Here is a 23,383-nt window from a genome sequence, read left to right as displayed (position 1 = left end):
AAGGTGCCATGTTACGCAGGTTACAGCCAGCGGGCTTGGCGTCATGCCGCCGCGCTCCTATGCTCCGTTTCGTGCGCCGGCCTGGCCGGCCAGATCGATCGCGCTCATAAAAAACACGGAAATCATCTTGAAGCCAATCGCCATCTTTGCCGCGCTTTGCGCGGCGCTGTCCTTGTCAACTGCCCGTGCCGAGCTGACGTGCACGGTCCTGGTGGATGCCAGTAGCGGCAAGCTGCTTAAACAAGAGGGCACCTGCGACCAGCGCGTGACCGCGGCATCGACGTTCAAGGTCCCGCTCAGCCTGATGGGCTTCGACGCAGGGCTGCTGGCCGATGCGCACGCGCCAGCCATGCCGTATCGCGAGGTGTATCGTGAGAGCAACCCGTCCAAGCGCGTCACCACGGACCCCCAGCGCTGGATGAAGACCTCGGTTGTGTGGTACTCGCAGCAGTTGACGCAACAGCTTGGCCAGGCGCGCTTCGGGCGCTACGTCAGTGCGTTCCAGTACGGCAATGGCGATATCTCCGGCGACCCCGGCAAGCACAACGGGCTGACGCGCTCATGGCTTAGCTCGTCGCTGAAGATCTCGCCGCTGGAGCAGGTTGCCTTTTTGCAAAAGGTGGTCAATCGCAAATTGCCCGTGACCGCGCATGCCTATGACATGACAAGCCGGATCATGGCGCTCGGCGAGTTGCCGAACGGATGGGCCGTTTACGGCAAGACGGGCACCGGCGCCCCGCGCCTGGCCGATGGCGCCGAGGACTGGAGCCACGGCTATGGATGGTTTGTTGGCTGGGCGGCGAAGGACGGCCGCAACGTCGTCTTTGCGCGCCTGATCCAGGATGAGAAGAAGGAGCCTGTCAGCGCAGGATTGCGCGCGCGCGATGCGTTCATGCAGGCGCTGCCGGGACTGTTGGGATCACTCTGATGCAACCGCTTAATCACAGGAAAGGACCGATGACACATTGCCCCGTTCGCCGCACACTGCTGCTCGCCGCCGCGACAGCCCCCTTCGCCGCAGCCTGCACTTCGTGGGCCGGCAGGACCGAAGGGAGCGTCGCCGCGCAAGACCGCCTGGCCGCGCTCGAGTCCGCAGCCCGCGGGCGCCTTGGCATCGCCGCGCTGAACACCGCCAATGGCGCGCGGCTCAGTCACCGCGCCAACGAACGCTTTGCGCTATGCAGCACATTCAAGGTGATCGCCGCATCCGCCGTCCTGCAGCGCAGCGCAACGCAGGCCGGGCTGCTGCAACGGCGCATTGCCTACAAGAAGGACGAACTGGTCGCGTATTCGCCGATCACGGAGAAGCACGTCGGCGATGGCCTGACGGTCGCCGAACTGTGCGCGGCCGCCCTTCAGTACAGCGACAACACGGCCGCCAACCTGCTGATGAAGCTGCTCGGCGGCCCTGCCGCCGTGACTGCGTTTGCCCGTGCGATCGGCGACGACCAGTTCCGGCTTGATCGCTGGGAGACCGAGCTCAACACCGCGCTGCCTGGCGACCCGCGCGATACGTCGACCCCGGCGGCCATGGCAGCTAGCCTGCAACGGCTCACGCTGGGCGATGCACTGGGCGGGGCAGAGCGCGAACAGCTGGTGGCATGGATGCGCGGCAATACCACCGGCGCCACGCGGATCCGCGCCGGCGTGCCAGCGGACTGGCAGGCGGCGGAAAAGACGGGCTCCGGCGACTACGGCACCGCCAACGACATCGGAGTGGCATGGCCGCCCGGAAAGCCGCCCATCGTGCTGGCGATCTATTTCACGCAACCCGGCAAGGATGCCGCCTATCGCAACGACGTGCTGGCATCCGCTGCGCGGATCGCGGCCGAGGCGCTAAGCTAGGGCTGGCTCGCGGCCGCTGCGGCATACGCAACGTAAATCCTGCCGATCCTTGTTGTGGCGAGGCCGCATTGCCCTACGATTAGAGCGCGGGTTCCACAACCACTGGTCGCTCACCCTATTTGGTATCTTGCTGGCCAACGCCGGCGTAGTCCCGCCGCAAGGCAAAGAGTGATGAAGACATGAGCAAGGAGAACTACGACGTATTCCAGTCCGGCACCGGCCGCCCGGTCAAGATGTGGACCCATGGTGTACCCGTCGATGACGGCGCGCGCGCGCAGCTCGCCAACACCGCGCAGATGCCGTTCATCTTCAAGCATCTGGCCGTGATGCCGGACGTACACCTGGGCATGGGTTCCACCATCGGCTCGGTGATCCCCACACGCGGCGCCATCATCCCGGCGGCGGTGGGCGTGGATATCGGGTGCGGCATGATCGCCGTCAAGACCACGCTGACCGCCGGCGACCTGCCCGATAGCCTCGGCCCGCTGCGCAGTGCCATCGAGAAAGCGGTGCCGCACGGTCGCTCCAACAACCGCAGCGGGCGCGACAAGGGCGCCTGGGGCGAGGTGCCGGATGCGGTGGACGCGAGCTGGGCCGCGCTGGCAGGTGACTTCGCGCGCATCACGCAGAAGTACCCGAAGCTGGCGCGCACCAACAACCGCAACCACCTTGGCACGCTAGGCACCGGCAACCACTTTATCGAGGTCTGCCTGGATGAAAGCCAGTCAGTCTGGTTCATGCTGCACTCGGGCTCGCGCGGGGTGGGCAATGCGATCGGCAACACCTTTATCGAGCTGGCGCAAGCGGACATGCGCCGGCACGTCATCAACCTGCCCGACCGCGACCTGGCCTACCTGGTGGAAGGCAGCGAGCACTATGAAGACTACGTGTTCGCGGTGGAGTGGGCGCAGCAGTACGCGCGCCGCAACCGCGAGACGATGATGGCCAACGTGCTGGACGCCGCGCGCGCCGTGATCGGCAAGCCCTTTGCCACGCAGATGGAGGCGGTGAACTGCCATCACAACTACGTGCAGAAGGAGCGTCACTTCGGCGAAGACGTACTGGTCACCCGCAAGGGTGCGGTCAGCGCCAAGGCCGGTGAGCTTGGCATCATTCCAGGCTCGATGGGCGCGCGCTCCTATATCGTGCGTGGCAAGGGCAATGCGGAATCGTTTTGCTCCTGCAGCCACGGTGCGGGCCGCACCATGAGCCGCTCCGAAGCCAGGCGCCAGTTTTCGGTGGAAGACCAGCGACTGGCCACGCAAGGCGTCGAGTGCCGCAAGGATGCCGAAGTCATCGACGAGATCCCGATGGCCTACAAGGACATCGACGCGGTGATGGCGGCGCAGTCCGACCTGGTCGAGATCGTCCACACGCTCAAGCAGGTGGTGTGCGTGAAGGGCTGAGGGCAACGCCCGGATTCGCCCGTGGTGTCCCGCGGCCGTGTGCGCTCAGCGCGGCGCCGTGCCCCGCATCTGCCCGGGCGGCAACAGGTTCCACTCGAGAATGGCGATGAATCCGCCCGTGCAGGAGACGACGAAGCGCTCGCCATCGACATGGTCTACCACGCCCGGCGGCAGGTTATGCGGTTCGCGCCAGGCATGGGCGTCGATGACGTGGACCACATTGCCGTTGATGCGCGCCAGGCATTCATGGCGCCCGAAGGCGCGCAGCATCGCGTTAATGCGCTCGGGTGCCAGGGAAAAGTCGAGCGTACGGTCGGCGTCGGTCCAGAAGGGGATGTAGGAGCCCGCACCTTGTGGCACGGCGTTCTTCCACAGCGCATCGAGATTGAAAGCCACTTCTTGGGCCAGGCGCGATGTGGCGCGCTGCACTTTCAGGTCGAGGCTTTCATGCGTTTCGTCGGGGGCAATGTCGAACTGCCGCTGGGCCAGGATGTCGCCCTGATCGAAATCCCTGCTGATCTTGTGGCAGCTCACGCCCCAGGTGGCAAGACCGTCCAGGATGGCCCGTGGCAGTGGATAGGGGCCGCGGCCCACCGGCAATGGCGAGGGGTGGAAATTGATGGCCATCGGAATCCGCGAGGCCCAGTCTCCGATGCGCCACGCGTAGCTTGCCACCACCAGCAAGTCACACCCGAGGTCGCGCAGGCCGTCGAGTGACCGGTCATTCATGGGTGAGAGCTGGATGTCGATCTTGCGGGCTTCCGCGCGGCCCAGGATGGCGTCGGTGCGATGCATGCGCCCGTCGACGCGGGCGGTGAACAGCTTCACCGGTTCCCATCCGTGCTGGACGAACGCATCGAAGACGCCAATATAACGGTCGGATGCGGTGATGGCGAAGCGTCTTGGCGCAGCGGGTACCGCCACGGGGCGCACTGCGGCGGGGCCGAAGCCGGCGCTTGCACCGGTGTCGAGGGAGGGAGAGGGGGTGCTCAACGATCGATTCCTGAATCGTCGGGCGGCCCTGCTTGTAGCAAATGGATGCCGCTTCACCAGGAAGCGAAGCGAAAGGACCCCGGCTGGAGCCGCGGCCGCCGACACGTCAATGTACGGCACCGCGGCGCAACGCTGCCAGAATCAATTTGAAACGGATTCTTAAAGCTCAGGGCGGGTCCGCCGAGACCTGACCCTCACCGCCCAAACTGCCCCAACACCGTCGCCACCGTACTCAACCCGCCCTCGATCAGCCGTGCCATGAAGGTGCTCATCTGCGGCATGATCAGCATCATCATCAGGATGCCGCCGCCCAGCGTGACCGGGAAGCCGACCGCGAAGATCGACAGTTGCGGCGATGCGCGGTTCAGGATGCCCATGGCGAGGTTGAGCGTGAGCAGCGCGGCGATCAGTGGCAGCGCCAGCAGCAGTCCCGAGGAGAACACGGTGGCGCCGGAGGCGGCCACCGCCGCCCAGCCGGCGCCGGTGAGGGGCTGGGCGGCGATGGGCAGGCTGGCGAAGCTATCGGCGATGGTGGCCAGCAGCATCAGGTGCCCGTCCATGGCCAGGAACATCAGCATGGCAACCACATTGAGAAAGCGCGCCAGCACCATGGTCTGGCCGCCGGCGGAGCGGTCGTAGAAGGAGGCGAACGACAGGCCCATCTGCAGGCCGATGGTTTCGCCGGCGAATTGCACGGCGGAGAACACCAGCCGCATGCTGAATCCCATCGCCAGCCCGATGCCCACCTCGTTGAGGATGATCAGGAAGCCTTCCAGCGAGTACACCGGCACCAGCGGCAGGTGGGCGATGGTGGGCGAGATGATCACCGCCATCAGGGCCGCCAGGCCAACCTTGGCGCGTCTCGGGATGGCCGACTCGCCAAATAGCGGGGCGGTGCCGATCAGGGCCAGCAGGCGGAACAAGGGCCAGAGGAAGGCGGCGATCCAGGCGTAGAGCTGGGCGGAGGTGACGGAGAGCACGGCGGCTGTTGCGGCTATTGCGGCGTCAGAGGTTGCCCAGCGCGGCCAGGTGCGACGCCAGGCTTGTCCGACGCGTCGGGTGCATCGGACGCAGCGGACTCAATGCACCAGGGCGGGAATGCCCTGGAACACTTCGCGCATGTAGTCGACAAAGGTGTTGATCATCCACGGCCCGGCCAGCACCATGGTGGCGAACAGCGCCAGCAGCTTGGGGATGAAGGACAGCGTCATTTCATTGATCTGCGTGGCGGCCTGGAACAGGCTCACCACCAGGCCAGCCACCAGCGCTACCAGCAGCAGCGGCGCGGACAGCATCAGGGTCATTTTCATCGCCTGGGTGGCGATGCTCATTACGGTTTCCGGCGTCATGGCGAAGGCCTTGGGTGGGGCTGGTGCCCCGTGATCAGTTCAGGAAGCTCTGCGCCAGCGAGCCCAGCAGCAATTGCCAACCGTCCACCAGCACGAACAGCATCAGCTTGAATGGCAGCGCGATGGTGGCCGGCGGCACCATCATCATGCCCATCGCCATCAGCACGCTGGCTACCACCAGGTCGATGATCAGGAAGGGGATAAAGACGGTAAAGCCGATCTGGAACGCGGTCTTGAGCTCGCTGGTGACAAAGGCGGGCACCAGGATGTGCATCTGCACGTCTTCGGGGCCCTGCATCTCGGGCACCTTGGCCATCTGGGCAAACAGCGCCAGGTCCTTCTCGCGGGTCTGCTTGAGCATGAAGGTCTTGAGCGGCGCGGCGGCCTTGGCGGCGGCGTCTTCCAGGCTGAGCTTGTTCTCGGACAGCGGCTTGTAGGCGTCGGTGTAGATGCGGTCGAACACCGGCGACATGACAAAGAAGGTCAGGAACAGCGACAGTCCCACCAGCACCTGGTTGGGCGGCGAGCTGGCCGTGCCCAGCGCATTGCGCAGCAGCCCCAGCACGATGATGATGCGGGTGAAGCCCGTCATCATCAGCATGGCCGCGGGCAGGAACGACAGCGAGGTGAGCAGGACCAGTGTCTGCACCGACAGCGACCAGGTCTGGCTGCCGCCCGGGCCGGCTTTGCTGGTCAGGCCGGGCAATGCCTGCGCGTGGGCCATGGCAGGCAACAGCACCAGCGCAAGGCAGGCGCTCACCAGCAATGCCGCGAAGGCAAGCCGGGAGGGTTGGCTGGCGCATTCGCGCACGGACCGGAGATGGCGTTGCAGGTGGTGTTGCAAAGTGCGCCGGGAGGCGTCAGGCAGGAAATTCATGACTTCAGGTTGTCTTGCATGGCGCGCAGCAGCTTTTGTCCAAAGCTGCCGGCCGACCCCGGGGGTGCTGCGCTGCCGGAGGGGTGGTCCGGCTTGTGCGCGGCTTGCGCGGGCAAAGTGTGGAGCGTGCGGATCTCGCCGGCGCTCACGCCCAGGACCAGGCAGGTGTCGCCCACTTCCACCATCACCAGGCGCTGGCGGGGCCCGAGCATGGTGCTGCCTACTACCTTCATCTGGCCGCCCTGGCCGTGCCGGACCAGGCCGGCGCGGCGCGCCAGCCAGGCCAGCAGCAGGATCAGGGCGATGACGGCGAACAGGCCGAGGCCGGCTTGCGCCAGCCCCGTTGCGCTGCTGACCGGGACATGGCTGCCGGCCCCGGCGTGGCTGGCGATCGTGCCGGTACCGGTCGGGCTGGCCGCCGCGGCACTGGCTTGCGCGTACGCGCTCGCCGCATGCGCCAGGCCCACGCCGGCGGCAAGCGCAGCGTTGGCGGTCCGGCGCAGGCCGGCTTTCATCGGTTGAGCTTCCGGATGCGTTCGGACGGCGTGATGATGTCGGTCAGGCGGATGCCGAACTTATCGTTCACCACGACGACTTCGCCCTGGGCGATCAGGTAGCCGTTGACCAGCACATCCATCGGCTCGCCGGCCAGGCCGTCGAGCTCCACCACCGAGCCCTGGGCCAGTTGCAGCAGCGTCTTGATCGGCACCTTGGTGCGACCAAGCTCTACCGTGAGCTGGACCGGGATATCGAGAATCATCTCGATATCGTTGTGGAAGCCGCTCGGCGTTTCCTTCTCCAGCGGCTGGAAGACCTTGGAGGCGGCGGGTGTGGCTGTGGCTGGCGTGGCGGCGACAGCCTGGGCAGGCGCGGCGGCAGCGGCGATATCCTCGGCGCTGGTCTGCTCCGCCAGGGCGCTGGCCCAGTCGTCCATCGGGTCGGCCGGCTTGTCGTCTTTGCCGTCAGTCATGGTCGGTTTCCTTGTTGGAATCGATTTCTTGGTGATTGATCATCCGTTCTACCCGCAACGCATACTGGCCGTTCATGGTGCCAAAGCCGGCCTGCAGCACGGGTACGCCATCGACCTTGCCGAAGACCTGCTCGGGCAGCTCGATGGGGAGTACGTCGCCGACGCGCAGCGCCAGCACTTCGGCTACGGTGCTTTCCACGTGGGCAAATTCGGCCACCAGATCCACCTCCGCCGAGCGAATCTGCTGCGACAGCTGGGAGATCCAGCGCTTGTCTACTTCAACCTCGTCCTGCAGCGGGTTCATCAGCAGGTCGCGCACCGGCTCGATCATCGAGTACGGGAAGCAGACGTGCAGCTGGCCACCCACCGCGCCAAGCTCGATGTGGAAGGCGGTGGTCACCACCACCTCGCTGAGCATGGCGATGTTGGCAAACTTCGTGTGCATTTCCGAGCGGACATATTCCAGCTCGATCGGATGCACGGCATTCCAGGCCTGGCCGTAGCTGTTGAGCGCAAGGTCCAGCAGGCGCCGGATGATACGCTGCTCGGTCTGGGTAAAGTCGCGGCCTTCCACGCGGGTGTGGAAGCGCCCGTCGCCACCGAACAGGTTATCGACCACCAGGAACACCAGGTTGGGGTCGAACACGAACAGCGACGTGCCGCGCAGCGGCTTCATGTGCACCAGGTTCAGGTTGGTCGGCACCGGCAGGTTGCGCACGAAGTCGCCGTACTTCTCGATCCGCACCGAGCCCACCGAGATGTCGGCGCCGCGGCGGATGAAGTTGAACAACTGGGTCCGAAGCTGGCGGGCAAAGCGCTCGTTGATGATTTCGAGCGTGTGCAGCCGGCCGCGCACGATGCGCTCTTGCGTGGCCAGGTTGTACGGGCGCACGCCATCCTCGGAGACCGGCGCGGCGACCTCGGGCGTATCGGTCTCGCCCGACACGCCTTTCAGTAATTCGTCTACCTCGTCCTGCGAGAGAAACTTGTCGTAGGCCATCTAGTGTCCTGCCCCTTGAGTGCCGTGATGAATGAAAGCGACCATGTACCGATCAGCCCGCGCGCTGGCGTTGGCGCGCGCGCTGTGAGACGGGCAAGGAAAACAAGGAGGCATTCATATCGGAGTTGCTGGTGGGGCAGGGCAAAACGCTTACTGCACCACGAAGGAAGTAAATAGGACGTCCAGGATCTGCTGCTTGGGCAGGTTGGGCGCGAACGGCTGGCTGATGACACTCTGGATTTCCTGGGCCAGCTTGCGCTTGCCGTCCACCGTCGCCAGATCGGGCGGTTGCTTGGCCGACAGCAGCAGCAAGATGCGGCTGCGGACTTCCGGCAGGTACTCGGTGATGCGCGCCTGGTCCTTCGCGTCCGCCACCTTGAGCGACAAACCGGTATGCAGGAAGCGGTCGCCGTCATCGCTCTTCAGATTGACGGTAAATGCTTCCAGCGGCACAAAAATCGGCGGCGGTACAACCGGAGCGGCAGGCGCGGCCGGTTGGCGGTTACTCAGGATGTTGCCCAGAAAAAAGCCCCCGGCACCCAGCGCCGCGACGAGCACGACGCCGAGCACCAGCAGCAGTCGCCCGCGCTTGCTCGTGTTGCCGTCAGCCTGGGAAGAAGTGAGCGTATTCGCCATGAGATGCCTGTATCGGAATGCCTTGCCATTCTTGAGGGAATGACCGGCAAGCAAAGGGCCGAAAAAAAGGGTGAAACCCGCTCAGCTTGGCCCTTTGAGCCGAACAGGTCTTGTCATCCGAGCTATGCGGATGGTCTTACAGAGGTTAACGAATGACGGACACGGAACTTGAGTGGATGTTTGACTAAAAGCCGCGCCGGGTACCGGATTGCGGGTGAAGGACCAGGAAACGGAGACGATTTTCCGGGTTGGCGAGAGGGGCGCTGGCAGGCGCCGGTGGCCGCCAGGGGCATGGCGTTGGCGCTGGCGCCGGCGCCGCCGTTTGTCGCGCCGCGTTGCTAAGTCGTTGATTGGTTTGTGGATTTCATCCGCCGGTGGGACGGCGCGGAGAACGGCGTGCCGCTGGGGACTGGCGCCACCGCGCGCGTGGCGGGCCATGCGAGCCGGCTGCGGAGCGCGAATTCCGCATACCCGGGCCACCCCATTCGCGCGCGGCGCTACCTGTCCGATGCGTTACGGAAATGTGATGTTAAATTAATATTTTTGGGGCAGGTCATACGTTGTGCGCCTCGCCATCCAGGGCCTCGTCCCGAAAACGCCGCTTCCCGCTGTTTCGTGAAGAAAAAACACGAAAATGCGTAGCGTCAGCCTGCCGGGAGGGCGCGAGCCGGCGTCGCCGCGGCTTAGCCGAGGTCGCCGCCGCCTACGGGCAGGACGGTGCCGGTGATGTAAGAGGCCTCGTCGGACGCCAAAAACAGAATCGCACGCACCTGTTCGTCGATGGTGCCGTAGCGGTGCATCAGGCTGGATGCCATGGTCTGGTCGACGATGCCCTGGTACCACTCGGCTTCCTGCGGGGTCTGCTCCGCCGTGTTGCGGGGCACTTTGCGCGGTGGCGCTTCGGTGCCCCCGGTGGCGATCGCATTGACACGGATGCCGTCCTGCGCGTGCTCGAAGGCGAGGCTGGCGGTCAGGGCGTTGACGCCGCCCTTGGCGGCCGCGTAGGGCACGCGGTAGATGCTGCGCGTGGCAATGGACGAGACATTGACGATCACGCCCTGCTTGCGCTCGATCATGCCGGGCAGCACGGCGCGGCAGCACCACAGGGTGGGAAACAGGGAGCGGCGGATCTCGGCTTCGACCTGCGCCTCCTCGTATTCCTGGTAGGGCTTGGCCCAGATCGTGCCGCCCACGTTATTGACGAGGACATCGATGCGGCCATGGGCCGCCAGCGCCGCGCGGGTCATCAGGCGGGCACCGGCATAGGTTTCCAGGTCGGCCTCCACCGCCAGTGCCTGGCTGCCATCCGCGAGGATCTGCGCGGCGACCTCGTGCACCAGTGCCGAGCGGTCGACCAGCACCAGGCTGGCGCCCTCTGCCGCGGCGGCGAGCGCCACACCGCGTCCGATTCCCTGCGCCGCGCCGGTTACCACGGCGATTTTTCCGCTAAAGCGCGCGTTGTTGTTCATGGCGTGTCCTTGATCCGTGGAAGGTGGGTCAGGCCGCGTTGCTGGCCGAGAATTTTTCGTAGTGGAAGCTGGCCGGCGTCACCCCGGCGTCCTGTAGCCAGGCGCGCACTGCATCCACCATGGCAACGGGGCCGCACAGGTAGATGTCGACATCGCCGCCGTTGAGCCAGTCCCGCTCCACGTGCTGCGTGACATAGCCCTTGCGGGTTTCGCCGCTGACCGGATCGAGCACGCAGGTGCGGTACTCGAAGCCGGCAAGCTGGTCCTTGGCGCGGTCGAGTTGTGCCAATGCCACCAGGTCGATCTCATGCGTCACGCCGTACACCAGGCGGATCGGGTGACGTTGAAGAAATCCTCGTACTGGCGGATGCGGCGTGCGCGCGCGTCGTCGGCTTCGCCCTTGGGCGCGATGCAGTAGATGGTGACTTCGGTCTTGCCCACCGACAGCGGGCGCAGCACGCGGATCTGCGAGCCGAACTGGTCCATCAGGTAGACGTTGGGGTACAGGCACAGGTTGCGCGAGTTCTGGATCATCCAGTCCGCCGTCTCGGCACCGCAGCGCTCGGCGAATTCCTCGCGCCGGTTGAAGTTCGGCCGGTCCTCCGGATTGGCCCAGCGCGACCACAACAGCATATGGCCGTGATCAAACGCGTAGAAGCCACCGCCTTGCCGGCCCCAGTTGCCCGCATCCATGGCCCGGATCTTGTCCTCGCGGGCGTTCTCCTGCTTGCGGTGGTTGGTCGTGGCGGCGTAGTTCCAGTGCACGGCGGAGACGTGGTAGCCGTCGGCGCCGTTCTCGGTTTGCAGCTTCCAGTTGCCCTCGAAGGTATAGGTGGACGCGCCGCGCAGCACTTCGAGCCCGTCGGCGGACTGGTCCACGATCATGTCGATGATCTTGGCGGCCTCGCCCAGGAAATCCTTGAGCGGCGCCACATCGGGGTTCAGGCTGCCGAACAGGAAGCCGCGATAGTTCTCGAAGCGCGCGACCTTCTTCAGGTCGTGCGAGGCTTCCTTGTTGAAGCAATCGGGGTAGCCGGCGCCTTCCGGATCCTTGACCTTGAGCAGCTTGCCGCTGTTGTTGAAGGTCCAGCCATGGAACGGGCAGGTGTAGGTCGCCTTGTTGCCGCGCTTGTGGCGGCACAGCATGGCGCCGCGATGGGTGCAGGCGTTGATCAGCGCGTTGAGTTCGCCCTGGCGGTTGCGTGCGATCACGATCGGCTGGCGGCCGATGTAGGTGGTGTAGTAATCGTTGTTGCCGGGGATCTGGCTTTCGTGTGCCAGGTAGATCCAGTTGCCCTCGAAGATGTGCTTCATCTCGAGTTCGAACAGGGCCTCGTCGGTGAAGGCGCTGCGATGCAGGCGGTGGTCGCCGGTCTCGCGGTTTTCCACCAGGTAGTCGTCCAGGCGCGCTAGGGCCGGGCTATGGTCCGGGTAAATGGGGATCATGAGGTGTCTCCTGCATCCGTGGCGGATGCGCCGGGCCGTGAGGGATCCTCAAAGGCGGCCCTGATGTTGCTGCGTCTTGGCTGATGCTGTGGGAGGCGCCTGGGATGCCTCAGGCGCCGGGGCTTACGCGGCGGCGCGCGTGCGCTCCACTTCCGGTGCCGGCGCTGCCACGCAATCGGCGTACAGGCGGAAATCGAAATCGATGGAGGCAAACGGCTTGTCCAGGCCGTGCTCGGCCAGGGCCTGCGCAGACTCGACGTGCCTGACCGCTGGCACCAGGCCTTCGCGGCTGGCAAAGGCAAAGTCGTCCCACAGGTATTCGTCGCCGTCGATGTTGATCTGGGTGGTCAGCTTGCGATGGCCGGGCGCGGACACGAAGAAGTGAATGTGCGCGGGGCGCCGGCCATGGCGGCCCAGCAGGTCCAGCAGGCGCTGCGTGGTGCCTTGCGGCGGGCAGCCATAGCCCATCGGCACGATGCTGCGGAACTGGTAGCGGCCTTCGCTATCGGTCGTGATGGTGCGGCGCAGGTTGAAGTCGGACTGCGTCTTGTCGAAGAACGAGTAGTTGCCGAGCAGGTTGGCATGCCAGACCTCCACCGCGGCGCCGGGCAGCGGCCTGCCGTTGGTGTCGAACACCGTGCCCTGCATGAACAGGACTTCGCCCTGGCCGTCTTCGCTGCCGTCGTCCAGCCGCGCGAAGCCTTCGCTCGCGGGCGCGCCGGCCACGTACAGCGGGCCTTCGATGGTGCGCGGCGTGCCGCCGGCGAGACCGGCCTTTGCCTCGGCCTCATCCGCGCGGATGTCCAGGAAGCGCTCCAGGCCCAGGCCAGCGGCCAGCAGGCCAAGTTCCGGCCCGGCCTCGGCGAAGTACTCGATGCCCTTCCAGACTTCGCTGGCGCTCAGGTCCAGGTCTTCAATCGCCTTGAAGAGGTCGGTGGTCAGGCGGACCACTACGCTTTGCACACGCGCATCGGCCTTGCCGCTGGCGGTGTCGAGGATGAACGCTTTCACCAGCGCTTCGATTTCCGGGTGCGTCATTTGTCTGCTCCTTGTCTCTGGTTTTCTATGTGGGGTCCGTCTTTGCAGTGGCATTGCGCCGGGCAGCGTGATTCGAACTAAAATGCCATAAAGGTATAAAAAGTCGTTGTCACAGCCTGATGCGAAGGATAGGAGTGCCAAAATCGGCGGTCCAACACTGTTTTAGTATTGGCTGAATACTCAAAAGGTATAGTCGTGGACTTGCGTCACTTACGTTACTTTGTTGCCGTCGCGGAGGAGCTCAACTTCACCCGCGCGGCCGAACGGCTGCATATCGCCCAGCCGCCGCTGAGCCGGCAGATCCAGCAACTGGAAGAGGGCCTGGGGGTGCAGCTATTCGAGCGCAACGCGCGCCCGCTCAAGCTGACCGAGGCCGGGCGCTTTTTCTACGCGCACGCCCAGCAGTTGCTGGCGCAAGCCGCGGAACTGGAGTCGATGACACGGCGGGTGGGGCAAATCGAGCGGAAGATGTCGCTCGGCTTTGTCGGCTCGACCCTGTACGGCATGCTGCCCAAGATCATCCGGCGCTTTCGCGCCGAGCACCCGCAGATCGAGCTGAGCCTGGTTGAGATGACCACCATGGACCAGATCGCGGCGCTCAAGCAGGGCACCATCGACGTGGGGTTCGGCCGCATCCGGCACGAGGACCCGAACGTGCGCCGGGTCGTGCTGCGCGAGGAGCGGATGATCGTGGCGTTGCCGGTCGGGCACCCGCTCTCGCTGGCCAAGCCCGTGCTGGCCCTGCACGACCTGCTGGGCGAGACCCTGATCATCTTTCCCAAGGCGCCCCGCCCAAGCTACGCCGACCAGGTGCTGGCAGCGTTTCACGACCGGGCCTTGCAGCCCGGGCGCATCCATGAAGCGCGCGAGTTGCAGATCGCGCTGGGGCTGGTGGCGGCCGGGGAGGGGGTCTCGATCGTCCCGAGCAGCGTGCACGGCCTCAAGCGGGACGACATCAGCTACCGGGAGCTGGACGATCCCAACCTGGTCTCGCCCATCATCATGAGCATGCGCAGGCTCGACGAGACCGAGGAAATCAGCGCCATGCTGGACATGATCTACCGGCTGTATGAGGAGGAGAAGCTGGTTTTCCTGCCGCCGAGCCAGGAATGATGGCGGGTGCGCCTGATGGCGCCGGGGGAACTCTTGTACGCGGCCGGGCCTTGATTTGATTGGGTTTCCTGTTTTTAACTCTTATATAAGATATAAGACGTTTGACCCAAGGGGGCACTTTATTTTACAATCGCGGCACAACTGGTTTTTACAACCCTATCACCCCGCAGGTTCCCATGCTTGAAAACTATCGCGCCCATGTAGCCGAACGCGCCGCGCTTGGCATCCCCCCTCTGCCGCTGACCGCCAAGCAGACTGCGGAGTTGATCGAATTGCTGAAGTCCCCGCCGGCTGGCGAGGAACAAGTCCTGGTTGACCTGATCACGCATCGCGTGCCGGCAGGCGTGGACGACGCCGCCAAGGTCAAGGCCTCGTACCTGGCAGCCGTGGCGCTGGGCAAGGAAGCCTGCACGCTGATCTCGCGTGCCAAGGCTGCCGAACTGCTGGGCACCATGCTGGGCGGCTACAACATTGCCCCGCTGATCGAACTGCTGGACGACGCCGAGATTGGTCCCGTTGCGGCTGAGGCGCTCAAGAAGACGCTGCTGATGTTCGACGCCTTCCACGACGTCAAGGAAAAGGCCGACAAGGGCAACGCCATCGCCAAGTCCGTGCTGCAAAGCTGGGCCGACGCCGAGTGGTTCACCAGCCGTCCGGAAGTGCCGCAAAGCCTGACCGTGACCGTGTTCAAGGTCACCGGCGAAACCAACACCGACGACCTCTCGCCGGCGCCGGACGCCACCACCCGCCCCGACATCCCGCTGCACGCGCTGGCCATGCTGAAGAACGCGCGCCCGGGCATCACCCCGGAAGAAGACGGCAAGCGCGGCCCGGTCAAGTTCATCGAATCGCTGAAGGAAAAGGGCAACCTGGTTGCCTACGTGGGCGATGTGGTCGGTACCGGTTCCTCGCGCAAGTCCGCCACCAACTCGGTGCTGTGGTTCACCGGCGAAGACATCCCCTTCGTGCCGAACAAGCGTTTCGGCGGCGTGTGCCTGGGCAGCAAGATTGCCCCGATCTTCTACAACACCATGGAAGACGCCGGCGCACTGCCGATCGAGCTGGACGTGTCGCAGATGGAAATGGGCGACGTGGTCGAGCTGCGTCCCTATGATGGCAAGGCCCTGAAGAACGGCCAGGTCATCGCCGAGTTCACCGTCAAGTCCGACGTGCTGTTCGACGAAGTGCGCGCCGGCGGCCGTATTCCCCTGATCGTTGGCCGTGGCCTGACCGCCAAGGCTCGCGAGGCGCTCGGCCTGGCCCCGTCCACGCTGTTCCGCCTGCCGCACAACCCGGCCGACACTGGCCGCGGTTTCACGCTGGCCCAGAAGATGGTTGGCCGCGCCTGCGGCCTGCCGGAAGGCAAGGGCATCCGCCCGGGCACGTACTGCGAACCGAAGATGACCTCGGTGGGCTCGCAAGACACCACCGGCCCGATGACCCGCGACGAGCTGAAGGACCTGGCTTGCCTGGGCTTCTCGGCCGACCTGGTGATGCAGTCGTTCTGCCACACCGCCGCTTATCCGAAGCCGGTCGACGTCAAGACCCATCACACGCTTCCGCAGTTCATCAGCACCCGTGGCGGCATCTCGCTGCGCCCGGGCGATGGCGTGATCCACTCGTGGCTGAACCGCATGCTGCTGCCCGACACCGTTGGCACCGGCGGCGACTCGCACACCCGTTTCCCGATCGGCATCAGCTTCCCGGCAGGCTCGGGCCTGGTGGCGTTCGCCGCTGCCACCGGCGTGATGCCGCTGGACATGCCGGAATCCGTGCTGGTGCGCTTCAAGGGCAAGATGCAGCCCGGCGTCACCCTGCGTGACCTGGTCAACGCCATTCCGCTGTACGCCATCAAGTCGGGCCTGCTGACCGTGGCCAAGCAAGGCAAGAAGAACATCTTCTCGGGCCGCGTCCTGGAAATCGAAGGCCTGCCCGACCTGAAGGTCGAGCAAGCGTTCGAGCTGTCCGACGCTTCCGCCGAGCGTTCGGCCGCCGGTTGCTCGGTGCGCCTGAACAAGGAACCGATCATCGAATACATCAACAGCAACATCACGCTGCTGAAGTGGATGATCGCCGAAGGCTACCAAGACCCGCGCAGCCTGTCGCGCCGTATCCAGGCCATGGAAGCCTGGCTGGCCGACCCCAAGCTGCTGGAGCCGGATGCGGACGCCGAGTACGCCGCCGTGATCGAGATCGACCTGGCCGACGTGCATGAGCCCATCGTGGCCTGCCCGAACGACCCGGACGACGTCAAGACCCTGTCGGAAGTGGCTGGCGCCAAGATCGACGAAGTCTTCATCGGTTCGTGCATGACCAACATCGGCCACTTCCGCGCAGCCTCCAAGCTGCTGGAAGGCAAGCGCGACATCCCCGTCAAGCTGTGGGTTGCCCCGCCGACCAAGATGGACGCCAAGCAACTGACCGAAGAAGGCCACTACGGCGTGTTCGGCACGGCCGGCGCCCGCACCGAAATGCCGGGCTGCTCGCTGTGCATGGGTAACCAGGCACAAGTGCGCGAAGGCGCCACGGTGATGTCGACCAGCACCCGTAACTTCCCGAACCGTCTGGGCAAGAACACCAACGTGTACCTGGGTTCGGCCGAGCTGGCCGCGATCTGCTCGCGCCTTGGCCGCATCCCGACCAAGGAAGAGTACATGTCGGACATGGGTGTGCTGGCCACCAACGGTGATCAGATCTACAAGTACTTGAACTTCGACAAGATTGAAGACTTCAAGGGTGTGGCGGATACGGTGACGGTGTAAGCTGTCCTGGTTTTCTAGCCGTACGTTTGAAAGGCCCCTTGCGGGGCTTTTCTTTTATGGTTTGCTGGCGGTGTTGGTATCTTGGATTCACGGGCTGTACGACATTGCTCTGCTGGGTTGGTCGCTGTTTCTTTGTACGGCGATGGTTTTTGAACCCAACAGCCATACGACATCCCCCTGCGGGGGCTGCCGGTCACTCTTCTTTGCGTCGGCAAAGAAGACTAACGAGAAGAAAGCCGACCCTGCCGGGAGCAGAGCAATAAGGCTGTTTTTGCCTCGGTGGTTGCGTCGTACGGCCCGGAGTGTTGGCTGGCCTTTGCCATGCCGGCTTGGGGGTCATCGCTACGGCATGACCCAATGGTCACGTGGTGGTGCCCCTGATCGCTTTGCGCGGTGCCCATTCCCACATCTGCCGTTCGCGGTGCGCAGCACCACGATCCTGCCTGTCTTGGTGGTTTCGTGGTTTTGTCTCTGGCGGCGGGCGCCCGGGTATTTGATGCCCTGCCGTACCGGGGCTACCAGCGCCTTACTCTCGGCCCCCCCTGGTTTCGTGGTGGGCACCGTGGCCCGTGCGCGAGGGCCGTGCTCACACCCACGGCGCTCGTCCTCCGAGACAAAACCACGAAACCAGCCACGTCCGAAACGGCGCAGCACTTCGCCCCGCGAACGGCAGATGTGGGAACGGGCACCGCAAGCGAGGTCAGGGGCTGCACCACGTAACCAACGGGTCATGCAAGTGTGATGTCCTTCGGGCCGGTAGAATTCGCTAGCCAACACTCCGGGCCGTACGACGCAACCACCGAGGCCCATGAGCCTTATTGCTCTGCTCCCGGCAGGGTCGGCTTTCTTCTCGTTAGTCTTCTTTGCCGACGCAAAGAAGAGTGACCGGCAGCCCCCGCAGGGGGATGTCGTATGGCTGTTGGGTGCAAAAGCCATCGCCGCTCAAAGAAACAGCGACCAACCACGCAAGGGCAATGTCATACAGCCCGCAGGTCCAAAAACCAACGCCGCAAAAAGAAACAGCAACAATCCCTCACTGAGTTTCCCCCATCACATCATGGCCCGCCTAAATCTCGAATTCCCCGAAGACCAATTCTGCTACTCCACCCACCTGACGGTGCGCGTGACCGATATCAACTCTGCCAACCACCTCGGCAATGACTCGATGATCTCGATGATTTCCGAGGCGCGGGCGCGCTTTCTGTTCGACCTGCGCACGGCAGACGAGCCGGATGCGCAGACCGACCAGGTGGGCATCATCGTGACCGACCTGGCCACCACCTACCGCACCGAGGCTCATGCCCGCGACCAGTTGCTGTTCGAGGTAGGGGTGATGGACTTCAACCGCTATGGCGGCGATATCACCTTCCGCATCACGCGTCCGGCAGATCAGGCGCTGGTGGCCATGGCCAAGTCCGGCTTTGTCTTCTTCAGCTACGAGCGCAAGCAGGTCGTGCCGATGCCGGAGGCGTTCGCGCGCAAGTTCCCCAAGGTCAACTGGGTGGACCGTGGGATGGCCAAGGCCGGCTGAAGTCGGCCCCGGCTCAAAGGCTACAGGCCGTAGTAGGGCCGGTTCGACTGGATGCGCGTGCTTTCGGTGGGCGGGAAACGCTCCTCGGCCAGCAGCTTTTGCAAGGCGGCCTTGCCTTGCGCCAGCGCGCCGATGTAGTACGCGCTGACCGTGAGTTCGTCGAGCGCGCGCCAGGCATAGACCGATGCATCGACAAACAGGGTATCGGCCGGGCACGGCATGGCCGCGGCTTGCTGGGCGTAGAGATGCGCCTGCGCAAACTCGCCACGCAGCCGGTGGTAGCGGGCCAGTTCGCACAGCGGCTCGGCACGCGCGGGGCGCGCCTGGTAGGCGGCAAGGTAGGCGTCTCGCACGGCGCCGGGGGCGTAGGCCGGGTTTGCCGCATGCGCGGCGTCGGCGGCAAGGCGTTCTGTCAGCACGGCGATCTGGAACAGCGCGAACCAGCGCTCCTCCTCCCAGCCGCCCATGGCCACGCGCGCCTGGTATTGCTTCAGGCTGGCTTCCAGCTTGCCGGCGTCGCGGTAGCTCTGCGCCAGGTAGAAGCAGTAGCGCGCGTTGGCCGGATCCTTGCTCAAGGCGCGCTCCAGCACTTCGATGTCGCGCAGGTAGGTGTGCGGATCGCGGGCGCGGGCGCCATCGCGCGAGACCACGATGGCGGGGCCGGGCAGGTGCTGCCAGGCGTGCGCCGGGTCCTGCGTCAGGTATTCGTGCAGCACGCCTTCCCAGCGCCAGGGCTGGCCCGCCTTGACCAGGGCGTTGCGCTGGTATTGCCAGCCGCCCAGCTCGCACTGGAAGCGGTAGCCGTCGTCGGCCAGCCGGGGCCAGCGGAATCCTTCGGGCATGCGCAGGGTTTCGTCGGCATCGATGAACAGCACGTAGTCTTCGGCACCGGCCGCGCCCTCCATGCCGGCGCGCGCCAGGGCCAGGGCCTCGTTGCGGTTGTGCGCGAAATCGATCCAGGGCCGCTCATGGAGCGCGCCGGGCAAGTCCCCCATGATCTGGCGCACCAGCGCCTGGGTGCCGTCGGTGGACCCGGTGTCGACGATCGTCCAGCGGTCGATCCATGGCTTGACGGACGCGAGGCACCGGGCGATCACCGGGGCCTCGTTCTTCACGATCATGTTCAGGCAGATGCGCGTCAATTCGGGTTTCCTGTGATCCTTGGGGGTGGGGCGGAGCCACGGGCGGGATGGTCGGCCCGGCGCCGCGGCGAGCCCAAGAATAGCGGAAAACATGGCAGCGCAACACCGCGCGGCAGGGCGCATGGCGAAGCATGGCGAGGATGCCGAAACGCCAGGATAGGTACAAGTCAACCACATGGGGTAAGGTGTAAGCACTGCCGTCCAGGCCAACATCCGGGCCAACCACCCCCGTCAACATCCGGGCCACGCCATCGCCATGGGTTTCTTCGATTCGCTTTTCCTGCGCAAGCCGCCGCCGGATCGTTTCGCGGCGCTGTTCATCGCCGCCGCCCGGCGCCAGGGCTTTGAGGGGCGCCTCGATTTCAACGCGGACGAGTTCCGGCTGGAGCACGGGCGCAACGCTTTTTTCAACCTGCACAACGCTTACCGGGCGTACTGCGAGGCGCCTGGCGCGCAGCGCGACAAGGCGCTGCATGGCTTCGTGGCCACCTTGTGCTCAAGCGGGCAGGCCACGCCGGCCCTGCTGTCCGAGGCCCGGCCCATGCTGCGCCCGCTGATCCGCAGCCGCTCGCTGATCGACGAGATCCGGCTGCACCACTTGCGCACGGAAGGCGATCCTTCGACCTTTGAGGTCGCCTGCCTGCCCTTCGGCGAGGATTGCGTGATCCTGCTGGCGGTGGACTATCCGGAAACCACGTCGACGCTGCTCAATGGCCCCTGCGCCTCCTGGCAGGTGACGCTTGGCCAGGCGCTGCAGATCGCGGGCGACAACCTGCGCGACCACACCAGCGAAGCCTTCGTCCCGGTCGCGCAAGGCGTCTACCAGGGCGCCTGGAGCGACGGCTACGAGGCCAGCCGCGCGCTGCTGCCGGATGTGCTGGAGCGGGTACCGGTACGCGGTCGTCCAGTGTTCATGATGCCAACCCGCGAGGTGCTGCTGGTCACGGGCGACCACGATGATGCCGGGCAGCTGCGCATGGTGGAGCTCAGCCTGCAGGCGTCCCGCCAGGGCCGCACGATCTCGCCGGCCATGTTCCGCTACCAGCCCGGGGGCGTGGCGCACGCTGTGCCCACGGGGTCCGAGGTGTCGCATTTCGTTCCGGCCGGCGAGGAGGCCGCACGGCACCTCGCCCATCTGGCGCGGCTGTACCGCAAGGAAGAATACGACACGCAAAAGGCCGCCCTGGACCGCCTGAACGAGCGCGACGGCGCCGATGTCTTCCTGGCCAATTACCTGCTTTATGGGCGGCAGGACGATCCGCTTACCTCGTTCTCGATTACCACCTGGACCTGCGGCGTGGAGACTTCGCTGCCGCGCGCGGATCGCATCGCCCTGGTACGGCCCGACGCGGGCGATGGCATGGGGCAGACGCGCGTGGTGGGCTGGCAGCAGGCGCTAGCCATGCTGGGTGACCTGATGGAGCCGGAGGCGCAGTATCCTGCCAGGTATCGCGTCAAGGCGTTTCCCGACGAGAGCCGGCTGGCGTTGCTCGATGAGATCGGCTGACGCTCGCCCGCCAATGCGCCCGGCACGCCGTTAGCGCGTCTTGCGGAAAGTCAGGTTGATCCGCTCGCGGCCCACCAGCGCGTGATCGCCGTCGGCCAGCGGCGCAATGCCGTGGAACGCCAGCCTGGCCGGGCCACCCCATACCACCACATCGCCATGCGCCAGCCGCACGCGCAGCGGGCGCTCGGCGCGGGCCAGGCCGCCGAACAGGAACACGGCCGGCAGGCCAAGCGACACCGAGACGATGGGCGCGCGCAGGTCGCGCTCATCGCGGTCCTGGTGCAGGGAGAGCCGGGTGCCTGGGGCATAGCGGTTGAGCAGGCACGCATCGGGCCGGAAGTCGGCAAAGCCGGCCGTGGCGGCCGCATCGCGCGCCAGCGCCAGGAAGGCATCCGGCATGCTTGGCCAGGGCTGGCCGCTGAGGGGATCGGCCGCTTCGTAGCGGTAGCCGGTGACATCCGAAACCCAGCCAAACTGGCCGCAGTTGGTCATGGCCACCGACATGCGCAGGCCGCCCGGCGTGATGAGGTGCCGCCACGGCGCTTGCGTGGCAATGGCGCGCACGTTATCCAGCAGGGTGAGTTCATGCTCGCGTGCGAAGCCGCGCAGCACCACTGCGCCGGGCACGATGGGCTCGGCGCGGGGGGCATCCTGGGGTAGGGAGTCGAACAGGTCGAAGGTCATGGCGTCTTGGCGGGCGGGGCGCGCCAGCCTTGATGGCTGCGGCCCCGCTCTACAACGACATGGTAAGCGCGAATGCGCTGGGCTGCGTGGCATGCCCGGGCGTGTGCGCCCGAGCCGCCATCACGCCCGGGCCGTCAGGCGAAGGTGTCGACTTCGCCGCGAGCGAGGGTGCGTGCCACCGGGGCCACGGGGCCGGCATTGACCGGGGCTGCCGGGATCCCGGCCAACGTGCCGAAGCCGTTCTGCGCGTTGCCCGGCTGGCGTTGCTGCTGCTGGCCGTTGCCGGCCTGGCCGGCAAAGCCGTCGGCGCCCACCGAGGTCTGGCCCAGCTGGATCCCGTTGTCGGCCAGCGCGGTGCGCAGTTGCGGCAGCGCGGCTTCGACCGCGGCGCGCACGGCGGCGTGCGGCGAGACGAACTGGGCCTGGGCCTGGTCGTTGACGACGTTGAGCACGACCTTGAGCGGGCCGAGGTCGGGCGGATTGAGCTGCAGCTCGGCGGTGTGGTTGCCTTGGGTCGACAGGCGCACCATCTGCTGGCCCAGCGCTTGCGGCCACTGGCCGTCACCCACGGGCGGCGCGATCGGCAGCGAGGTGGTCGGCGACAGGCCGCCCGAGGTCGGCGCCTGGCTCGCGGCCAGGCTGCCGGCCGCCATCAGCGGCGTGACGGCGGCGGGCGTGGCTTCGGTGCTGGCCGGCTCGGCGGCGCGCATGGCTGCCGCCAGTTGCATCGGGTTGGCCGGCGTGGCGGCGGTGGCTGCCGCGGCTGCTGCGGGCGCGTTGCCCTTGCCGGCATCGCCAAGCTGCAGCGGGGCCTTGTACGGCTGGCCGAGCGAGGCGTCCTGCTGCCCGGAGGAGGCCTGGCCATTGCTGCCTTGCTGGCTGGCCATGGCGGCCTTGAGGCTGGCGGCCAGGTCCGGGGCGGCCTTGGTGGCGTCGGTGCCGGGCGTTGCGGCGGGCTTGTCCGTGGTCGCCGCCTGGGTGCTGGCCGCGGTTTGCGGCACGGCCTGCAGCGCGGCGCGCTGGGACGCGATGGTGGCCAGCGTATCGGCGGCGGCCGAGGTCGCCGGTGCGGCCGCGTTGGGTGTGGCGGCCGCGGCGCTGGCGAGCGCCGGGTCCTTCATGTCCTTCAAGCCAGCTTGCGCGCCCAGGGCGGCAGTGCCGGGCAGTCCGGCCGAGCCTGGCAGCGCGCCGTTGGCTGCCAGCGCGGCAGGCTGGGCCGGCTGCGGCGCGAGCAGGGCGGCCAGCGCGGCGGCGGCGGACTGTGCGGCGGGATCCGCAGCCTGGTCCTCGGACGTCTCGTCGTCCTTATCCTGGCGGCGTGACGGCTTGCTGGCTACCGTGTTGGCTTGCGTGCCTTGACTGGCGGCATTGGCGCTCTGGCCGCTGGCGTCGTTGCGTGCGGACGCGTTATTGGTGTTGGTGTTGCCGGCGTTGCTGTTATTGCTGCTATTGCTGTTATTGCTGCTGGTGCGGTCGTCGTTGCGGGCGCGCGCCAGCGCATCGCCGAACCCTTGCTGCTGCTGCGCGTCGGCACTGCTGGTGTTGCTGCTGCGCGAAGAGGCGGCAGTGGCGGCATTGCTGACAATCTGGCTGATATCGATCATGTTCGGGCTCG

General features: G+C 65.8%; 20 protein-coding genes and 2 pseudogenes. 7 read left to right on the top strand and 15 right to left on the bottom strand.

The window, feature by feature from the left end:
• Nucleotides 1-127: 127 nt before the first annotated feature.
• The 3 genes from blaOXA (at nt 128) to F7R26_RS33145 (ending at nt 3,251) form a co-directional block, all read left to right on the top strand.
• Nucleotides 128-928: a class D beta-lactamase gene (gene blaOXA, locus F7R26_RS33155; protein ID WP_150990462.1), complete on the top strand. Its 801-nt coding sequence runs from the start codon at nt 128-130 to the stop codon at nt 926-928.
• Nucleotides 929-957: 29 nt separating this feature from the next.
• Nucleotides 958-1,845 (top strand): class A beta-lactamase, encoded by an 888-nt coding sequence (gene bla / locus F7R26_RS33150; RefSeq protein ID WP_150990464.1) that lies wholly within the window; start codon nt 958-960, stop codon nt 1,843-1,845.
• Between the two features lie 179 nt (nt 1,846-2,024).
• Nucleotides 2,025-3,251 carry an RtcB family protein gene (locus F7R26_RS33145; protein WP_150990466.1) on the top strand — a complete coding sequence of 409 codons (1,227 nt, stop codon included), beginning with the start codon at nt 2,025-2,027 and terminating at the stop codon, nt 3,249-3,251.
• Nucleotides 3,252-3,296: 45 nt separating this feature from the next.
• Here the strand turns inward: F7R26_RS33145 and F7R26_RS33140 are convergent, their stop codons facing one another.
• The 12 genes and pseudogenes from F7R26_RS33140 to catA all read right to left on the bottom strand — a co-directional run bounded on the left by F7R26_RS33140 (nt 3,297) and on the right by catA (nt 13,029).
• Entirely contained in the window at nt 3,297-4,244 is a 948-nt protein-coding gene (locus F7R26_RS33140; RefSeq protein ID WP_150990468.1) for a methionyl-tRNA formyltransferase, read from the bottom strand.
• A gap of 194 nt (nt 4,245-4,438) precedes the next feature.
• Entirely contained in the window at nt 4,439-5,224 is a 786-nt protein-coding gene (gene fliR, locus F7R26_RS33135; RefSeq protein WP_150990470.1) for a flagellar biosynthetic protein FliR, read from the bottom strand.
• 99 nt (nt 5,225-5,323) lie between these two features.
• Nucleotides 5,324-5,593, bottom strand: a complete 270-nt coding sequence (gene fliQ / locus F7R26_RS33130) for a flagellar biosynthesis protein FliQ (RefSeq protein ID WP_043353410.1) — start codon at nt 5,591-5,593, stop codon at nt 5,324-5,326.
• A 34-nt stretch (nt 5,594-5,627) separates the two neighbouring features.
• Nucleotides 5,628-6,317: a flagellar type III secretion system pore protein FliP gene (gene fliP, locus F7R26_RS33125; RefSeq protein ID WP_173430752.1), complete on the bottom strand. Its 690-nt coding sequence runs from the start codon at nt 6,315-6,317 to the stop codon at nt 5,628-5,630.
• Between the two features lie 149 nt (nt 6,318-6,466).
• Nucleotides 6,467-6,985: a flagellar biosynthetic protein FliO gene (gene fliO, locus F7R26_RS33120; RefSeq protein WP_150990474.1), complete on the bottom strand. Its 519-nt coding sequence runs from the start codon at nt 6,983-6,985 to the stop codon at nt 6,467-6,469.
• Nucleotides 6,982-7,440 carry a flagellar motor switch protein FliN gene (fliN, locus tag F7R26_RS33115; RefSeq protein ID WP_150990476.1) on the bottom strand — a complete coding sequence of 153 codons (459 nt, stop codon included), beginning with the start codon at nt 7,438-7,440 and terminating at the stop codon, nt 6,982-6,984. The genes fliO and fliN overlap by 4 nt, the downstream gene beginning before the upstream one ends.
• Entirely contained in the window at nt 7,433-8,440 is a 1,008-nt protein-coding gene (gene fliM, locus F7R26_RS33110) for a flagellar motor switch protein FliM (protein ID WP_150990478.1), read from the bottom strand. The genes fliN and fliM overlap by 8 nt, the downstream gene beginning before the upstream one ends.
• A 150-nt stretch (nt 8,441-8,590) precedes the next feature.
• On the bottom strand, nt 8,591-9,076 hold the full coding sequence (gene fliL / locus F7R26_RS33105; RefSeq protein ID WP_150990480.1) for a flagellar basal body-associated protein FliL: 486 nt from the start codon (nt 9,074-9,076) through the stop codon (nt 8,591-8,593).
• Between the two features lie 683 nt (nt 9,077-9,759).
• Entirely contained in the window at nt 9,760-10,545 is a 786-nt protein-coding gene (locus F7R26_RS33100) for a 1,6-dihydroxycyclohexa-2,4-diene-1-carboxylate dehydrogenase (RefSeq protein ID WP_150990482.1), read from the bottom strand.
• Between the two features lie 28 nt (nt 10,546-10,573).
• A pseudogene (locus F7R26_RS33095) lies at nt 10,574-10,882 on the bottom strand (benzoate 1,2-dioxygenase electron transfer component BenC); the annotation flags it as partial.
• A pseudogene (locus F7R26_RS33090) lies at nt 10,873-11,991 on the bottom strand (Rieske 2Fe-2S domain-containing protein); the annotation flags it as partial. The pseudogenes F7R26_RS33095 and F7R26_RS33090, both read right to left, overlap by 10 nt.
• 123 nt (nt 11,992-12,114) lie before the next feature.
• The gene (gene catA, locus F7R26_RS33085) at nt 12,115-13,029 is read right to left on the bottom strand and encodes a catechol 1,2-dioxygenase (RefSeq protein ID WP_150990484.1); all 915 of its coding nucleotides are present in this window, start codon (nt 13,027-13,029) and stop codon (nt 12,115-12,117) included.
• A gap of 195 nt (nt 13,030-13,224) precedes the next feature.
• On the opposite strand from catA, the gene F7R26_RS33080 reads away from it, so the two are divergent.
• From F7R26_RS33080 to F7R26_RS33070, 3 genes are all read left to right on the top strand, one after another.
• Nucleotides 13,225-14,142: a LysR family transcriptional regulator gene (locus F7R26_RS33080; protein ID WP_150990486.1), complete on the top strand. Its 918-nt coding sequence runs from the start codon at nt 13,225-13,227 to the stop codon at nt 14,140-14,142.
• 176 nt (nt 14,143-14,318) lie between these two features.
• A complete protein-coding gene (acnB, locus tag F7R26_RS33075) occupies nt 14,319-16,904 on the top strand; it encodes a bifunctional aconitate hydratase 2/2-methylisocitrate dehydratase (protein ID WP_150990488.1) in 2,586 nt (861 codons plus the stop codon).
• 1,057 nt (nt 16,905-17,961) lie between these two features.
• On the top strand, nt 17,962-18,435 hold the full coding sequence (locus F7R26_RS33070; protein ID WP_150990490.1) for a thioesterase family protein: 474 nt from the start codon (nt 17,962-17,964) through the stop codon (nt 18,433-18,435).
• Between the two features lie 20 nt (nt 18,436-18,455).
• Here the strand turns inward: F7R26_RS33070 and F7R26_RS33065 are convergent, their stop codons facing one another.
• A complete protein-coding gene (locus F7R26_RS33065; protein ID WP_241754626.1) occupies nt 18,456-19,577 on the bottom strand; it encodes a tetratricopeptide repeat-containing glycosyltransferase in 1,122 nt (373 codons plus the stop codon).
• A gap of 256 nt (nt 19,578-19,833) precedes the next feature.
• On the opposite strand from F7R26_RS33065, the gene F7R26_RS33060 reads away from it, so the two are divergent.
• The gene (locus F7R26_RS33060) at nt 19,834-21,084 is read left to right on the top strand and encodes a DUF1444 domain-containing protein (protein ID WP_241754625.1); all 1,251 of its coding nucleotides are present in this window, start codon (nt 19,834-19,836) and stop codon (nt 21,082-21,084) included.
• Between the two features lie 30 nt (nt 21,085-21,114).
• Here the strand turns inward: F7R26_RS33060 and alkB are convergent, their stop codons facing one another.
• On the bottom strand, nt 21,115-21,768 hold the full coding sequence (alkB, locus tag F7R26_RS33055; protein WP_150990492.1) for a DNA oxidative demethylase AlkB: 654 nt from the start codon (nt 21,766-21,768) through the stop codon (nt 21,115-21,117).
• Nucleotides 21,769-21,902: 134 nt separating this feature from the next.
• On the bottom strand, nt 21,903-23,372 hold the full coding sequence (locus F7R26_RS33050; protein WP_193692201.1) for a flagellar hook-length control protein FliK: 1,470 nt from the start codon (nt 23,370-23,372) through the stop codon (nt 21,903-21,905).
• Nucleotides 23,373-23,383 lie beyond the last annotated feature (11 nt).

The organism is Cupriavidus basilensis (assembly GCF_008801925.2).
Taxonomy (GTDB): domain Bacteria; phylum Pseudomonadota; class Gammaproteobacteria; order Burkholderiales; family Burkholderiaceae; genus Cupriavidus; species Cupriavidus basilensis.
This window is presented reverse-complemented; position numbering and strand designations above follow the sequence as displayed.

What these genes read in the sequence shown, in the direction of transcription:
- bla (WP_150990464.1), top strand. Translation starts at nt 958, where the DNA reads ATGACACATTGCCCCGTTCGCCGCACACTGCTGCTCGCCGCCGCGACA.
- F7R26_RS33145 (WP_150990466.1), top strand. Translation starts at nt 2,025, where the DNA reads ATGAGCAAGGAGAACTACGACGTATTCCAGTCCGGCACCGGCCGCCCG.
- fliQ (WP_043353410.1), bottom strand. Translation starts at nt 5,593, where the DNA reads ATGACGCCGGAAACCGTAATGAGCATCGCCACCCAGGCGATGAAAATG.
- fliP (WP_173430752.1), bottom strand. Translation starts at nt 6,317, where the DNA reads ATGGCCCACGCGCAGGCATTGCCCGGCCTGACCAGCAAAGCCGGCCCG.
- fliO (WP_150990474.1), bottom strand. Translation starts at nt 6,985, where the DNA reads ATGAAAGCCGGCCTGCGCCGGACCGCCAACGCTGCGCTTGCCGCCGGC.
- fliN (WP_150990476.1), bottom strand. Translation starts at nt 7,440, where the DNA reads ATGACTGACGGCAAAGACGACAAGCCGGCCGACCCGATGGACGACTGG.
- fliM (WP_150990478.1), bottom strand. Translation starts at nt 8,440, where the DNA reads ATGGCCTACGACAAGTTTCTCTCGCAGGACGAGGTAGACGAATTACTG.
- fliL (WP_150990480.1), bottom strand. Translation starts at nt 9,076, where the DNA reads ATGGCGAATACGCTCACTTCTTCCCAGGCTGACGGCAACACGAGCAAG.
- F7R26_RS33100 (WP_150990482.1), bottom strand. Translation starts at nt 10,545, where the DNA reads ATGAACAACAACGCGCGCTTTAGCGGAAAAATCGCCGTGGTAACCGGC.
- catA (WP_150990484.1), bottom strand. Translation starts at nt 13,029, where the DNA reads ATGACGCACCCGGAAATCGAAGCGCTGGTGAAAGCGTTCATCCTCGAC.
- acnB (WP_150990488.1), top strand. Translation starts at nt 14,319, where the DNA reads ATGCTTGAAAACTATCGCGCCCATGTAGCCGAACGCGCCGCGCTTGGC.
- F7R26_RS33070 (WP_150990490.1), top strand. Translation starts at nt 17,962, where the DNA reads ATGGCCCGCCTAAATCTCGAATTCCCCGAAGACCAATTCTGCTACTCC.
- F7R26_RS33060 (WP_241754625.1), top strand. Translation starts at nt 19,834, where the DNA reads ATGGGTTTCTTCGATTCGCTTTTCCTGCGCAAGCCGCCGCCGGATCGT.
- alkB (WP_150990492.1), bottom strand. Translation starts at nt 21,768, where the DNA reads ATGACCTTCGACCTGTTCGACTCCCTACCCCAGGATGCCCCCCGCGCC.
- F7R26_RS33050 (WP_193692201.1), bottom strand. Translation starts at nt 23,372, where the DNA reads ATGATCGATATCAGCCAGATTGTCAGCAATGCCGCCACTGCCGCCTCT.